This window comes from Streptosporangium longisporum (genome assembly GCF_039534895.1).
Classification (GTDB): Bacteria; Actinomycetota; Actinomycetes; order Streptosporangiales; family Streptosporangiaceae; genus Streptosporangium; species Streptosporangium longisporum.
In genome coordinates, this window is sequence record NZ_BAAAWD010000016.1 from 1 (window position 1) to 14,900 (window position 14,900).

Sequence of the window (14,900 nt, forward strand, 5' to 3'; positions counted from 1 at the left end):
CAAAGCAGGTTTACCAAAGCGCCATATCCCGTCATTTTCCAGGTTCGCCCACCTCAGAGCACATGTGGCACCCAGGATTACCCACGATTCCCGAGGATTTCAGAGCCCTCCCGGGAGTGACCTGCTCCCAATCCACTCCCAATCCCGGAGCTTTCTGATCTAGGTCAGAACCCCCTAAACTTCACAGCGGGTTAGCTCCACACAAAAGCCCCCTCCGCAACGCGGAGGGGGCTTTTGCCGTAAAACGGACTCCCCGGCCCGGGGCCTTCCCCCACCCCAGGAGCAGGCCACTCAGCCTCTGTGGCGAATCTCACAACAATGGATCACTCCGCCGCGCGGTCCCCCACCGGGCCGGAGTAGACGAGCAAGAACAGGTCCGCCGGCAGCACGATGTCGGCCACCTCCACCACCCGATCACCCGCCGGATACCGGCGGTCGATCGTGAGCACCACGCTGCCGGGCGGCCGGTCCAGACCGGCGCACTCCTGCGGGCTCCCCTGCCGGGCGCCCACGGTCTCCACGAACCCGTCAACGACCACCCCGATCGCCAGCATCCGCTCCACCACACCCCGTCCGCCGTGCGGCCCCTCCTCCGGGACGACGACCGGCGTGCCGCGGGTCAGCGCGAGCGGCTCCCAGCTGGTGCTCAGCATCACCGGCTCCCCATCGGCGCGGAACACGTACTCCGTCTGCATCACGTCGGGCTGATCACCGGCCTCGCCCAGGCCCAGGCGCTCACGCACACCGGCCGGAGCGACGACGGTCCGGGAGTCGTAGTCCCACGACCCTCGACGTCCCTGCCGCTCCATGTCCGCGGCGAACGGGGAGCCCGCCTGCACGTTGCGGTACCAGGCGCGCACCAGACGCTGCAGCTGGGGGCGCACCCGGACGTACGTACCGGACCCCGACCTGGAGACGGCGAGCCCCTCCGACGTCAGCGTGCGCAGGACGTCGCGCGCCGTACGGTCCGCGACGCCGTACGTGCGCATGATCTCCGGGATAGACGGCAGCCGGTCCCCGTCCGCCAGCTGGCCCGAGGAGATGAGGTTGCGCAACTCGTCCGCGATACGGAGATACCGCGGACGTTCATCGTGATCCATCACGCCGCTAGCTTGACTGCCTCGGTACCAAGCTTGCAAGCTAGGTACCGAGACAACGAGTCCTAGCTACCAGGCTTGGCGGTTCCCCCGATGCATGAGAACTACGAGAAATCCTTCGCGCCCGCGTCCGCTGACGGCGCCCAGGACTGGGTCCACACCATCGTGCTCAAGCGCCACCCGCACCTGGCGCGGCGCGCCGCCCAGGCCGTTGTTCAGCAGATGGCGATCGCCAGGCGGCGCACCCCCGCCAACGGCACCATCCGCCTCACCGTCCTCGTCACCGACGCGGGCCTGACCATGAAGGTCCGCAACCCCGGGCGCCCCATCAGCACCCAGGACGGCGCCGAGTGGTCCGAGCTGTCGCTGATCACCGACTCGTTCCGAGCCACCCGCACCGACACCGGCCACCTGACCGAAGTCGTCCTTCTCGCCGAGGCGGTAGTCGCATGACCAGCCCCGCTCACTCGACCGACGACGCACCCCCACAGCTCACCGCCGAAGAGTGGTTGACGCACCTGCAGCGCCGCTTCCCCACCTGGCGGATCTGGCGCAGCAACGGCCGCGGGCGCCCCGGCGCCTGGTACGCCACCCGGCCCGGACGCACCCTGGACGCCGACCGTCCCCAAGACCTGGCGGACAAGCTCGACAAGGAAGGGCAGGCACAGCAGGGGAGCGCAGGATGATCGGCGCTCCTCACGCGACCTGCCGTCACTGCCGCCGCAGCCTGGAGAGGCGCCGCCGAGTGGACGGGCTGATCTACCTCGACTGGGACATGGACCCGGACATCGACCGGAGCGCGTGTCCCCGCCCGCCCTCCCCCGATGGCCTACACCATCCGGCGACGGAGGCAACCGTGGTCAAGCAGACCACCCCATAGACCCCCGCGGGTGAGTGCGCAGGCACCCGCCCGCGGGCCGATGGTCCCGCCCTCTCGGAGGGTGAGGACGGGACCACCCGAAATCGTCCGGCCACCGCTGTTCTGTCGGGAAGCGGTGGCCGGTCACCCACCCCCTGATCGTCCGGCAGGCAGCAGAGCCCCCTCTCTGCCTGCCGGGCCCCTATCCCCGGCGGTTCGGGTGGTGACCGCCCGCCTGGAAGCCAGCCCCCGTCGCACCCTCACGCGGCGGGGGCTTCTCAGTTCACAGCCCCTCTCACCTGAACACAGAAGCCCTCGCCCGGCTGCAACCGAACGAGGGCCTTCTGCGTGATCCAGCCCACTCCTATGTGCCTAGGAGAGTTCCGAACCGATGCAGACCGTAATCACTCTGGCGGGCCTTGTCCCGCCGATCTGGATATTGATCATCGCCCTGATCGTCGCCACCGTCCTCGGCCTCGGGCTCTGGTGGCTCAAGCGCCGCCTTGGCCGCTACACCGTGGAGGACATCCTCACCGTCGTCGCGGCCAGCATCGCGACCGGCGTCTCCGCCCAGGGCATGTGGCGCTTCTCCGGTGACGTGCTCGGCTTCGACGGCCCGCTGCGGCTGCTGCTGTTCGCCTTCATCGAAATCGCCGTCATCACCAGCGCAGTCCGGGCCCGCCGCAGCGTTCAGGCTAAATTGCCCGCTGGCGTCGACGGCGTCGCCGTGTGGGTCCTCACCGGCCTGACCGCAGTGCTGTCGAGCATGGACGCCCGCAGCGTCGCCGAGACCATCTTCCGGCTCGCCGCACCTCTGGTGGCGGCGTGGCTGTGGGAGCGCGGCATGGCGATCGAGCGGCACCGCCTTGGCCAGACCCGCATCCACTGGAGAATCACCCCTGAGCGGATCCTGGTCTGGCTCGGCCTGGCCGAGGCGACCGACCGCACCGCCGCCGACGTCGACGCCGCGCGCCGCCGGACCCGCATCGCCCTGGCGGCCAAACGCGCCCGCGCGCTCCGCGACGCCGGCGCCTCCCCGAAGAAGATCGCCTCGGCGATGCGGCGCATGGAGTCGCGCGCCGCGGCCGCGGTACGACACATCGGCCTCGGGGTCGACGCCGGGCAGCAGCGACTGCTGCAGCAGGAGGTTGCCGCGCTGTTCAGCACGGCCGAGCTCGTGGATGTGGTGCCGTTCAGTACGTGGTCACCCACGCCACCCGCTCGGCCGAAGGAGGCCGACACCATCGACCGCCTCGCTGCCGGGACGCGCGAGCTGACCAACACGCTGGTCTTGCGTGAGGAGATCCTCGCCGCCCGCGATGAGGTGCGCGCGGCCCGCGATGAGACCCGCGCGGCCGAGGCCAACATCCTCATGGTGACCAAGGACCGGGGGGCCCAGCCGGTCATCCACCCGGTCAACGGGAAGGTCATCCCGCTGCTCGGCGGCACCGGCGGCCGGGCCCCGGCCAACGACCCGGCCCCCGCGGCTGAGACGACCTCGGGCGTGACCGTGCGCCCGGTCATCGCGCCGGTCAAGGTCGGCGTCGCCAACATGTCGGCGCACGCTCTCCCTTGGCGGCCGCCGACCCCTCACGGCATGACCATCCTGATGACCCCCCCGCGCCCGCCCGGCAAAGTCATCAACCCGGTCAACCCCAGCCCGCCGCCGCCCCTGCCCCCGGCTGACACGAAGGTCGGGATCATGCACGCGCACTGGCTCGCGGCGGTCGCCCAGGGCGAATACCCCCGGGTCTCCGAGCTCGCGACAGCCGCCGACGCTGACCCGGCGCAGGCCTCCCGCTACCGCGCCAAGTGGGTCAAGGAGCTGCCCGCGTGGCAGCAGCCTCTCGCCAACGCGCGGGGGGCCAAGGACAAGGCTTCGGCATGACGTACTCGATCGACGATGACTCGGCCGAGCGGGTCATCATCCCCGTCCGGCCAGTCGAGCGCACCGCGCCGGACAGCGAGGCCGCCGCGGTCGAGCAGCGTGCCGCCCGGCCCGGCGATGCCTCGCTGGGCCGGGCGTTCGCTGCGCCGGGGCTGATCCTGGTCATCACCGGCGGCACCGCGTCCTGGCAGCTGCTGGGCCCGTGGCCGACCGCGGGTCTGGGCGTGGGCGGCCTCGTGGTGGTCGGCGCCGTCATCCGGTGGCGGCAGGGCGCCCGACCGAGCACGGCCGCGCCGCGACCGCCGGGCTGGCAGTGGAGCGCGGCGTCCCCGCGCAGCGCTGGCCGTCCCCGGCTGGTGCGGTCATCAACCTCCCCGGCGCCCAAGGCCGCAGGACGTACAGCGGCCGGAGGACGCACGGCGGGCCGGACCGCAGGCCGCGCCAGCGGCGGCGCATCGTCGCTGTTTCGACCCGCGAAAACACCTCCGGCAGGAGCACGGCGCGGCGCGTCGAGCACGCCAGCTGCCCGCCCCCACGCGCCGCGCCCGCCGGTCATCAAGGTCCGCACCCGCAAGCGGGAAAAGCCGAAACCGCTCAGCCCGCACGATGCGGCGTGGTGGGCGCGCGGCGCCGCCGCCCTCGCCCTCACCCCCCTCGCTCTGCTCCTGCGCGGAGGCACCGAACTGGTGCGCGCGCTGGAGCCACCAGAGCGTCCGAAGCGTCCGGAGCAGCCCGTCCCGGCGGCCGCCGGGCCGAAGCCGAAAAAGCCGGCCAAGCCGAAGAAGCCCGCCCCCGTCCCCGCGCCAGCGGCGCCCGTGCCCCGGCCGGGCCCCGCCATCCCCCGGCCCACCGCCACCACCAGCAGCAGCTCGTCAAGGAGTACCACCATGTCATCGGGCAACATCGTCGCCGCCGCCGAAGCGCTGCGTGACTACATCGGCGGGTTCGTCCCGCAGAACGCCGCCGACATGACCGCCTTCGTCGCTGACCTGCACGAGGTCTTCACCGCGCTCGACGAGTCGCTGTCCACCGTCAGCACCCGTCTCGGCGACGAGGAGCCGATGCACCCCGTCGTGGTCGACCACCTGGACGAGCTGCGCGGCATGGTCGGCTCCCTGACCGACTTCGCCGCCGAGGGCGGCCCGATCTTCCGCGCCGCACACGAAGCCGACCTGGAGCGCCTGGACAACCCCCGCCCCAACGAATCGAAGATGGACCACTCCCAGCAGTGAACGACGACTGGACGCGCCCGCTCCTGTTCGCGGGCGCCCTCTACGCGCTGGCCGGGATCGTGTCGATCACCGGCGGCGTCTCGCCCATGCAGCTGGCGTGGGTGACGGTCGCCGCAGCGGCCGGAGTCGTGGTCGCGCTCGCCGTGCGCGCGGCCAGCGTGGGCGCCATGACCTACGCCGTGGTGGTCATCATCACAGCCGGGGCGTGGCTGGCCTACACCGTGATCGACTCCCCCTGGACGTCGACGGCGATGACCGCCTGGGCGATCGCAACGTGCTCGCTAGGCCCGATCTACCCGGCGATGTGCATCTACCGCGCCCGGCTCGCCGCCCGCACCGCCGCCGAGCGGGAAGAGGCCGAACTGCGCAGGAACAGCAGCGAGTGGGTGCGGCTGTGGGCCCGCGCCGGCATCAAGGGGCTGACCGAGACGGGCCGCGAGGAGACCCGGGCCGGGCTGAAGATCTACATGGACCTGCCCGAGGACGGCAAGGTCGACGTCCTCGCCATGGAGCGGGCCTGCACCGCGGTGGAGATCGCCCACGGCAACCTCCGCCGTGGTGCCCTCCGCGTCGAAGAGGGCGATCTCGCTCATCAAGTCATCGTGCACGTCTCCGCGATCGACATACTCGCGGAGACGATCCCCATCCCCGACGACGTCACCCCACGCACCGGCAATGAGCCGCTCAGTATCGGCCGTCATGAGGACGCCGAAGAGACGCTGCTGAACCTGGACAAGCACTTGATGATCGCCGGCATCACCGATGCGGGGAAGTCGAACCTCATCAACGTGGTCATCAAGGAGACCGGCCGGATGGTGGACACCCTCATCTGGGTGATCGACCCCAAGGGCGGCCGGATGGCCGCCCCCTGGCTCCAGGCGTGGCTGGCCGGGCACGCGGACCGGCCCGTGATCGACTGGGTGGCCACCACCCCGGCCGAGTGGGACCTGATGCTCAACGTGGCCGAAGCGATCCGCCAAGCCCGCGCGAATGCCCGCATCGGCGGGGAGAAGGTCATCGCCTCGACGGCCTGCCCCCGGATCCTGATCATCATCGACGAGGTCGCCGACGTCGTCGCCTCCCGCGCCGCCCTCAAGCTGATCAAGCAGCTCGTGCGGAAGGGCCGCAGCGAGGAGATCAAGGTCGCGATGATCGGCCAGCGCGGCACGGTCACGATGTTCGGCGACGGCGACACGAAGTCGCAGATCGGCAGCGTGATCGGCCTCGGTGTCGGCCGGGTCTCCGACGGGCAAGCGATCTTCCCCGATGATCACACCATCGCTCGCAGCCTGGCGCGCATGCAGCACCCGGGCTGCATGTACGTGAAGGCCGGGCTGCTGTCACGGCCGATGCCGGCCAAGGCGTACCGCATCGAGTACAACCAGATCCCGGCGTTCTCCGTGGCCCTGGCCGACCTGCGCCCCGGGCTGGACGAGCTGTCGGCGGCCGCGGCCGGCGACACCTACGCCCAGCGCTGGGACTGGGAGCGCTGCTTCCATCTGGTCGGCGCACGTACCGGATCGGCGTCCACCGGCCCGGTGGCCACGCCCTACACCGGCGGTGGCGGGGGCGGCGGGGGCGGGCTGCCCGCTGGTCCCCCGGCCGACGACGCCGCGGTGTTCGCCGCCCTGACGGACGGCTTCGGCCCCACGGTGCCGCCGATCCTCACAGCCGTCGAAGGTCTCTTCGAGGCCCGCAACGCCGCCCGCCTGCACACGCGGCTCATCTTGGAGCAGATCCCACCCGGAGGCGGGGCCGGGCTGACCGCCCGGCGTCTGGGGATGCTCCTGGGCGCCCTCGGGGTCAGCCCCATCGAGGCGTGGGAGGAGCCGGACGGGACACGGGGCCGCGGGTACCGGCGCGAGGACCTGGCCGCCGCCCGCGCCCGGATCGAAGCCGGGGAGCCGGTGCCGGACGAGGTCTACGCCTGGCCCGGCCGACCGGATCGGACGACGTCGTGATCCGTGACCGGACCCGTGCGCGCCCACGGGTCAACACGTGTCGATCACACATCTTCTCCACGGATCAATTCGCACCCTGACCTGCACAAATCACACATGACACGGATCTCACGGGTACCGCCGACGCAGCGCCCGCACCCCCGCGGGGAGCACTCGGGCCCCGCTCAGCGGCAACCCGTGGATCCGTGGCGCACCCCCCGGCTCTCTCCCCATCGACCGAAGGACCCAGACGCCATGAGCCACCGCTCCCCCGCCGAGATCACCGGCTTACCTCTGCTGATCGCGTGGCTGGAGGTGGTCTTGATGGTCGGCGCGATCATGAGCACCCCGCTGCTGATGCGCGCCACCACCAGCTGGAGCGCCCTGGGCGGGGTGATGCTGCTGGCCCTCTTCAGCCTGGCCGTCACGGTCCCGCTCATCATGTACGCCGCCACCCGCTCGCCCCGCCCCACCGCCCTGCAGCTGATCGCCTACGGCTGCGCGGCCACCACGGCGATCGCGGTCCTCGTCCTGTAACCCCTCGCACGCGGAGAGCCCCCGCCCTTCCGAAGAAGGGCGGGGGCTCTCTGCTGTCGCTCCACCCGGTGATCAGTAGGACACCACCAGCCGGACATGCTGCTTGTCGATGGCGAGACCGTCCACCTGGTCGTCGGGCGTACCCGCCGGGTACACGGTGATGATCGGCTCGGCGTCCCGGTCACGGTTCCACGCGAGAATCTGCTCACTCAGCCGCGCCGCGAGCTCGGCGCCGACCGGGCCGTGGCCGACCGCGCCCAGCTCCCACCTGCCCGGGCTGCTGTTCTCGTTCCGGCGGCGGCTGAGGTAAGCCAGCGAGTTCCCCTCCACCAGGGCGGCGCTGCGTGACGCGACCGCGGGGAAGCACAGGTCGCTGTCGATCGCGGTGTCATCAGCGGCGAGGCGGCAGGTGCCCGGCTCGACGCCGGTCAGCCGCAGCCAGATCCCGTCGAAGGACTCCCCGCCGCCGACCGTCACCCCAGCCCAGACGGCCTCCTTCGGCTGCTCAAGCACCCCGTCGAGCGCGTCCACGTCGACCGCCTGGTCAGCGTCCCAGTACAGGGTGACCTGCCCGTCCGGGGCGATGTGCCCGGCGTGCTCCCCCTCCTGGCCGACCATGGGGACGAAGCCGCACAGCTGCACCGAGTCCGAAACCAGCCGCTCGCCCGCGCGGGCCAGGGCGACGCTGCGGGTCTGGCCGCGCCAGCGTAGAGGAGCCACCAGGCGCCCGCCGGGAGTCATCTGCTCCCACCAGGCGGGCGGGATGTCCCACACGCCCACCGTGGCGATGAGACGGTCGTAGGGGGCGTACTCGGCCGCGCCGAGCACGCCGTCCCGCGTGATCACCTTCACGTGGCCGTAGCCGGTCGTGTCCAGCGCCTGCCGGGCCTGCGCGGTCACCTCCGGGTCGATATCGACGGTGGTGACCTGCCCGTCGGGGCCCACCAGGTACGCCAGGAGCGCCGCGTTGTAGCCGGTGCCGGCGCCGATCTCCAGGACGCGGGCGCCGGGAATGACGCCGAGCTGGTCGAGCATCATGCCCACGACCAGGGGCAGCGACGCGCAGCTGAGAGCTGCGCCGCCATCGTTCCGCTTGGTGATCACGGCCTGGTCGGCGTACGCCTCCTCAAGGGAGACCTCAGGCACGAACGCGTGACGCGGCACCGTCCGCATGGCCTTCCCAACGAGGCCGAAGCGGGCGTGACCGGCATGCACGATGCGGTCGACCATACGGTCACGCAGCGCCTCAGGGGAGATGCTGGTGGTGGTCTTCATTGATCGTTATCCCTTCGTCGGAGGACCGCCGGGGAGAGAGGCAGGCGGATCCTAGCTCGTTCATCTCGCGGGTCGTGGGTGGTCAGAGTCATCAGCCGTTCAGCAGTAGGCAGGCATCCCACCCCGAGGAGGCGGACGCGTTCGAGGCGGTGGTGTGCTGGGCCAGCAGCACCCCCGCCGCCCCCTCCAGCAGGCCGTCACCGACCGGCAGCCCGTGCTGGCGCAGGCGGTACTCCAGGCCCTCCTGCAGGCGCGGCACGAGGCCGGCCAGTTTCCCGCCGTCGTCGGCGTCGGCGGCCGCGCGCCACGTGCTCAGGAGCAGGCCGGCCCAGCCGTGACACAGCGACGCATCCCCCAGCAGGGACAGCTGCTTGTCGTCGGCGACGCATCCGGCCAACGCCTCCTCAGCGTGGCGCTGCCGCTGCGGGTCGCCGACCGCCAGGGCGGCGAGCTGCTGGGCGCGGGCCATGCCCGGCGTGCCGTAGCACCAGGACGGCCGTTGCGGGCCGGGCTGCTGGACGGTGCCGCCGCGCCGTTCGGCCTGGGAGATCATCCCCGGCCACCACGCGTTTGCTCCGGTGCCGCAGCGCCACTGCTCCAGCCAGCAGCAGATCCGATCCATCGCCTCGGCCTGCCCCGCCACGGTGATGCCGCGTCGCATCGCGGTCGCCAGCAGCGCCAGCGGCCCGGCGATGCCGTGGGCGAGGCCGAGGTTGCCGTGACCGCCTGGCCAGCGCTGCGAGGGCTCTCCCCCGGCGGCGGAGCCGCACCACCAGCCGGGGAACGTCTCGCCGTCGACCGTCAGCGGTTCGGTCAGCCGCACCAGGTAGGCCAGGACGTCGCGCAGCTGCTCCCCGCCGCCGTGGCGGTGCAGCAGGTAGGCGCCGATGCCAGTCAGGCCGCTGATGAGATCGAACTCCCGCAGCTCCGGAAAACGGCCGTTTTTGATACGTGCGTGGGCGTGGGCCAGGCGGTGCCCGGTGATGGTGGCGACGTGGCCGTCCAGGACGGTCAGCACGTCCGTGTAGGCGGGCTGGTCGGCCGTGTGCAGGGTGAAGGCGACAGCGGGGGCACCCCGGTACAGGCCGCACACGGCGGGATCAGCGATCACGGGGTCACAGGTCATGGCCGCCGCCCACTCCCGGACGTTGTCCCACTCGCCGCAGCCGGCGCGGGCGCGCTCGATGTGCAGCAGGGCGATCCCCGCGGGGCCGGTGCCCAGTTCGTCGCCCCGTCCCGGGGCGGGCGGCTTCACCGTCCGTGCCCGGCGCGCACTCGCCAGGCGAGAGCGGCCTGCCGCGCCAGGCGCCGGCAGGTTCGCTCGCCTTCACGGTCGACGCCTACGGCCCTGTTGTGATGCATGTGCAGCAGCGACTCCAAGACGACGTCGGTGTCCGCGTCGACGGGCAGCTGCCCCCGGTAGGTGTGCAGCGCTGCCGTGCGGGCCTGCCACGCCGCGAGGACTTCCTGCGGCCAGTCGGGCGGCGCGCTGCGCACGACCAGGCTGATCGCCTCGTCGGCCACCGCCCGCCCGGCGGGGGTCTCGGCGCGGGCGGGCCGGACGGCGAACCAGTGCGTCGTGGCGCATGGATCACCGAGGAAGCCGTGCACGATGTCGACCATGTTCATCGCGGCCAGCGCGGCGGGGGTGACGGTCAGGTGCCGCAGCTGGGCCGCCACCAGGCGGGAGTCAGCGGCGAACACCTCCTCGGCCGCGTCCATGGCCGTGCCGTACCCGTAGCGGCCCACCTCGGGAAAGTAGGTGTCGAAGACCAGCCGCCCCGCCACCTCGGCGTCGCGTAGCTGCTGCGCCCAGTCCCCGACCGCCGCCGCGTACGCCGACCGGCGCTCACCGTCCGGGGTGCGCACCCGCAGCCGCAGGTGGGGGGTCTCGTTCGGGCTCCGGTAGCGCACGAACCAGTAGGGCGGCTCGTCGCCGAGGCTGGCCAGCAGAGCCGCCAGGTGGAAGGCGATGAGCTCGTTGTACCGCTCGGGATGGGTGTAGAGCTTCGCGTACAGCCAGGCGGCTCCGGCGCTGCCCGGCGCCTGCCCGTCGCGGTTACGCACCTGAACCAGCGGGCCACGCAACGGAGAGGGGACGCCCCGGTGCGTCGCCACGAGCGGCACAGCGATCTCGTGGACGTGCCCGCCGCACCAGTCGAACCGTGACGCGGCCGCGGTCTCCACGAGCACGGCGTGCCCGTGGCGTTTGAGGTGCGCGCGCAGCAGGTGGATGTGGAACGGCTCCTCCAGGTTCAGCCGCAGGCTGCGGTCGTCCTCGCGCAGCTCCACGGTGGCCGGGCAGTGCCAGCGCATCCGCCACTCCTGCAGGGCCTGGCGCAGCTCCTCGTCGTAGCCGCTCTTGCCGAGGGGCAGGTCCTCGGCGGTGAGCCGCCAGCGGGCCGTGTGCAGGACGGTGTGCCCGTACCGCACCCGCGGAAGGTACGGCAGTCCGTAGGCGAGTCCCCAGTCGAACTCGGTCCACGCGGCGCCGAACGCGCGCGGCAGGTGAGCCAGAAACCGGGCCAGTGGGGCGGGCTGCTTGTTCAGCGCCAGCGCGGAGAACACCTGCGGCTCGATCACCCGCCCCTGCGACAGGCTGACCAGGTGCAGGCGGTCGCGGGTCGCGATGATGCCCAGGTCCTCCACCGCGATCGACGTCTCGTCAGGGCCGCGGTGCTCCCCGAGGGGCAGCACCTGAGGCAGGTACCGCGGGACGCGGCAGATGTTCTCGGCGTGCGGGTACAGCGGCGGGAACGACAGCTGCGCCGACGCGGCGCCCACGGTCGCGGCGGGGACGGCCTGGTAGACCTGCTCTAGGCCGGATCCGGCGGCGGCGAGCGTGAAGCGCGAGGTGAGGGTGCCCGCGCTGCGGGCCGGGGAGACGGTGAGGGTGAAGTCACCGCGCTCCAGCGCCTGCAGGCTGTCGGCGTGGACGCGGGCGGCCAGCTCCACATGGGGCGGAATGGAGCGCTCATCGAGGAGGCCACCGCTCAGGTCGTGGATGTCCTGCTCGGTGAGGATGATCTCTGAGCTGGAGGTCACCGTCGCGCGCCACGCCAGCGCCAGGAGCTGCTCGTCGCGCTTCGACGGGGTGAGCACCGGCACGGAGAAGACGCTGCCCGGGTACCCGGCCGGGTAGCCGAGCCCAGCGTCGGGATTGATGACCTCCGTGAGCGGTACCAGGGCGCCGGTGCCGTAGCGGTCCACGAACGCCGTGTGGAAGGTGCGCCACGTCGCCTCCCCCTCCGGTTGCCGGGTCAGGCGCAGCAGCGCGCTGGCGGCCCGCTCCATTTCCCGGACCACCCCGCGGGGCAGCTGCATCGTGCAGTCCAGGCGCAGGTCCACCGCGAGCGGGGTGCGGCCGGCAGGGGACAGCTCACGCATGCGGCGGGTGAGCGTCTCGTACGCCTGCCGCTGCCCGCTGCGGGTGGTCTCGTGGTTGTGGTCGCGCACCTGCGCCTGGATGACCTCCAGATCGCCCAGCAGCGGCGCGATGGGCGTGGCCACCGCCGCCGCTTCGTGGAGCCGGTCAATCACCCAGGCCAACGGGTCGGTGACCGTCAGCGGGGCCCGCAGGGACGTGAGCAGAAAGCCCTGCTGCACGAGCGTGGTGAGCACGACCCGGATCAGGGGCTGACCGGCGTCGGGGAAGGTCTCGGTCAGCTTGAGGGCCAGGTCAGCGAACCGGATGGGCGACGCCGACGCGGCCCGGATCGCTTCGATCTCACTGCCGTAGCGGATCGTTGCCCGGTTCGGGCCGTGCGGCACTTCGAGCCGCTCCCCGCCACGGCGGGTGGCGAGGTTGTTGAACACGACGTCGAGGCGCTCCAGCAGTTCCGGACACGCCTCCAGGCGCTCGACGATGTCGCCCAGCCACTGGGCGTCGACGCGGACCGCGCTTCGGTGATCCTCACCCCAGCGCACCACGGCGGCTGATCCCAAGGTCACGTGAGCCACCCCGGCGAAGAGACCGAAGGGCGTGGGCCGGCCGGAGGCGCGCAGCAGGTAGCGGGCCGTGGCCTCCGCCGCGCGGCGCACCTGCTTGGCCCGCACCGGCCGGCCGGTGCGCACGGCGTCGACGCAGTCAGCGAGGTGGCGGCTGGCCTGCTGGATCGCGTCAGCCAGGTCAGGCTGGGACCACACCTGATACAGCCACGCGCGGCACGCGTCGGTGTCGCCCGGGTCGGGCCAGACGGTGGGGGTGTGGCTCAGCGCCATGGCCGCTGCTCGAAGCAGCGCAACGCCATCGTGCCGGTAGAGCGGCGAGCTGAGGGAGGGCATCATTCCTCCGGCCGGTCGGGATCGAAGTCGGGAACGGGGCAGGGCCGCGGGGCCGGGATGTCCCGGCCCCGCGGCGTCGCCAGCTAGTTGCTGGTGCAGGAGGAGGCGCAGCTGGCCGCGCATCCGTCGTCGGTGCCGCAGGGCGCGATCGGGGTGCCCGGGGCGACGTCGACGATGACGCGCAGGTCCAGCGTGCTCAGGGCGGCGGGCGGCGGGGGGAGTGTGGTCGCGATCATGGCGAGACCTCCAGGGGTAGTTGCTTAGCGTCATGAGACATGACAGCTAGTTGACACCCGAATTGCACGCCTCTCGCGTGGCCAGGTCAATGACACTTTGGCCGTCGCGAGAATGGAAGTATCAACGAGAGCCGTTTACCGACGTCAAACGGCATTTGGAAACGTGAAAGCTTTGCTACAACATGATCCGGCGGGAGCCTGTCAAGGTCTCTACGGCAGGAATCTTGGAGCTAAGACTGACATGAATGAGCCCTGCACCCGTAGCCTGATGGTGTCGAGTCATCAAGGTTCAGGAGATGCAGGGCTATGTCAGAAACTAGCATGCAAACGGGCCTTGCCCAACGGCTTCACTCCATTCGGAAAAGGCACGGCCTCACCCAGAGGGAACTCGCCGACCTCTCCGGAGTGTCGAAGTCCCTCATCAGCAAAATCGAGCAGGGAGTGGTGACAGAGCCTCAGATGGCCACCGTTCACAAGGTGGCCCGCGCGCTGCGCATGAACACCAGCACACTCCTCAACGGCGCCCCTCAAACCGAGGAGGAGGAGCCGCCGATCGACACCGGTGTGTGGGAGCCGGTCGAACGCGCTCTGCACGGCAAAATGCCCGCTCCGCAAGAGGCGCCGTCTCTCCCCGAAGTACGAGCCCAGATCGACGGCCTCAAGCCGCTGCTCGCCGCCAACCGGTACGGAGAGGTCGCGGCACTGCTCCCCACCCTGATCCGCGACGTCGACGCCCTCGGCGGCGAAGGGCGCGCGGTGCGCTCCCGGCTCTTCAACATCACGGGCTGGCTGTGCGTCCAGTTACGCCGGTGGGAGCGCGCGGAGGCGCCGATACGGCTGGCCATAGACGCAGCCGAGGATCGCCTCGACGCTGCCGCCTCCGCCGCCACCCTCGCGTGGATGTACCTCCGCATGGGCCGGCTGACCGAGGCCCGCGAGCTGGCGACGCGGTGGGCCGACGACATCGAGCCCAGGTTCTCGCGCGCCTCCGCCGCTGAGCTGGCCATGTGGGGGCGGCTGCTCATCAGCGTCAGCAGCGCGGCCGTGCGCGACAACCGGCCCGGCGAGGCCGAGGACGCCATCCGCCTCGCGCGGGCCGCCGCCGTCCGGATCGGTCGCGAGGTCGAGTCCGACAGCTCTACCCACCGCACGTTCGGTCCGGTCACCGTGGCGATGGTCGTCGCCGAGAACGCCGGGATCATCGACCACTACGACAAGGTTCTCTCAATCGCCGACCGCATTCCGGGCAACCTTCTTAATGGCGATTCAGCAGGCCGAAACCGTCATCGTTTGGATGTTGCGATGGCGCTACACGCTACTGGTAAGCCCGCAGAGGCAATGGCCGTATTGGAGGACATTTACCGCACTTCCCCTGAATGGCTGGTCGCTCAGAAGTACGCTCGGCAGATCCTGGCTGGTCTGCTCATGCGCCGCCGTACACTCCCAGCGAGCACACGGCACCTCGCTGACGCCCTCCGCGTCCCCTACTAATTGACCTGCGGAAATGGCACGTCATTGATACTTTCGCAGAGCCGTCAGCGAAAGTGTCAAT

At 71.1% G+C, this 14,900-nt stretch carries 12 protein-coding genes; 7 read left to right on the forward strand and 5 right to left on the reverse strand.

Annotated elements, in window-relative coordinates; translation table 11 throughout:
- Nucleotides 1-323: 323 nt before the first annotated feature.
- Entirely contained in the window at nt 324-1,100 is a 777-nt protein-coding gene (locus ABD832_RS30235; RefSeq protein ID WP_344902198.1) for a GntR family transcriptional regulator, read from the reverse strand.
- A gap of 90 nt (nt 1,101-1,190) precedes the next feature.
- Between ABD832_RS30235 and ABD832_RS30240 the strand changes: the two genes are divergently transcribed.
- The 6 genes from ABD832_RS30240 (at nt 1,191) to ABD832_RS30265 (ending at nt 7,553) form a co-directional block, all read left to right on the forward strand.
- Complete coding sequence (locus ABD832_RS30240; RefSeq protein ID WP_344901834.1) at nt 1,191-1,550, forward strand: hypothetical protein; 360 nt, start codon at nt 1,191-1,193, stop codon at nt 1,548-1,550.
- Nucleotides 1,547-1,783 (forward strand): hypothetical protein, encoded by a 237-nt coding sequence (locus ABD832_RS30245; RefSeq protein WP_344901838.1) that lies wholly within the window; start codon nt 1,547-1,549, stop codon nt 1,781-1,783. The genes ABD832_RS30240 and ABD832_RS30245 overlap by 4 nt, the downstream gene beginning before the upstream one ends.
- Before the next feature lie 564 nt (nt 1,784-2,347).
- Nucleotides 2,348-3,844 carry a hypothetical protein gene (locus ABD832_RS30250; RefSeq protein ID WP_344901841.1) on the forward strand — a complete coding sequence of 499 codons (1,497 nt, stop codon included), beginning with the start codon at nt 2,348-2,350 and terminating at the stop codon, nt 3,842-3,844.
- Nucleotides 3,841-5,076 (forward strand): hypothetical protein, encoded by a 1,236-nt coding sequence (locus tag ABD832_RS30255; RefSeq protein WP_344901844.1) that lies wholly within the window; start codon nt 3,841-3,843, stop codon nt 5,074-5,076. Before ABD832_RS30250 ends, ABD832_RS30255 begins: the two co-directional genes overlap by 4 nt.
- Entirely contained in the window at nt 5,073-7,037 is a 1,965-nt protein-coding gene (locus tag ABD832_RS30260; protein WP_344901847.1) for a hypothetical protein, read from the forward strand. The genes ABD832_RS30255 and ABD832_RS30260 overlap by 4 nt, the downstream gene beginning before the upstream one ends.
- A 234-nt stretch (nt 7,038-7,271) precedes the next feature.
- Entirely contained in the window at nt 7,272-7,553 is a 282-nt protein-coding gene (locus tag ABD832_RS30265; protein ID WP_344901850.1) for a hypothetical protein, read from the forward strand.
- A 72-nt stretch (nt 7,554-7,625) separates the two neighbouring features.
- On the opposite strand, the gene fxlM is transcribed toward ABD832_RS30265, so the two are convergent.
- The 4 genes from fxlM to fxlA all read right to left on the reverse strand — a co-directional run bounded on the left by fxlM (nt 7,626) and on the right by fxlA (nt 13,348).
- Nucleotides 7,626-8,828 (reverse strand): methyltransferase, FxLD system, encoded by a 1,203-nt coding sequence (gene fxlM / locus ABD832_RS30270; RefSeq protein WP_344901853.1) that lies wholly within the window; start codon nt 8,826-8,828, stop codon nt 7,626-7,628.
- Between the two features lie 91 nt (nt 8,829-8,919).
- Nucleotides 8,920-10,083 (reverse strand): lanthionine synthetase C family protein, encoded by a 1,164-nt coding sequence (locus ABD832_RS30275; protein WP_344901856.1) that lies wholly within the window; start codon nt 10,081-10,083, stop codon nt 8,920-8,922.
- Entirely contained in the window at nt 10,080-13,049 is a 2,970-nt protein-coding gene (locus ABD832_RS30280; RefSeq protein ID WP_344901859.1) for a lantibiotic dehydratase, read from the reverse strand. The genes ABD832_RS30275 and ABD832_RS30280 overlap by 4 nt, the downstream gene beginning before the upstream one ends.
- 146 nt (nt 13,050-13,195) lie before the next feature.
- Nucleotides 13,196-13,348: an FxLD family lanthipeptide gene (gene fxlA, locus ABD832_RS30285; RefSeq protein WP_344901862.1), complete on the reverse strand. Its 153-nt coding sequence runs from the start codon at nt 13,346-13,348 to the stop codon at nt 13,196-13,198.
- A 321-nt stretch (nt 13,349-13,669) separates the two neighbouring features.
- Between fxlA and ABD832_RS30290 the strand changes: the two genes are divergently transcribed.
- Nucleotides 13,670-14,839: a helix-turn-helix domain-containing protein gene (locus ABD832_RS30290; RefSeq protein ID WP_344902201.1), complete on the forward strand. Its 1,170-nt coding sequence runs from the start codon at nt 13,670-13,672 to the stop codon at nt 14,837-14,839.
- Nucleotides 14,840-14,900 lie beyond the last annotated feature (61 nt).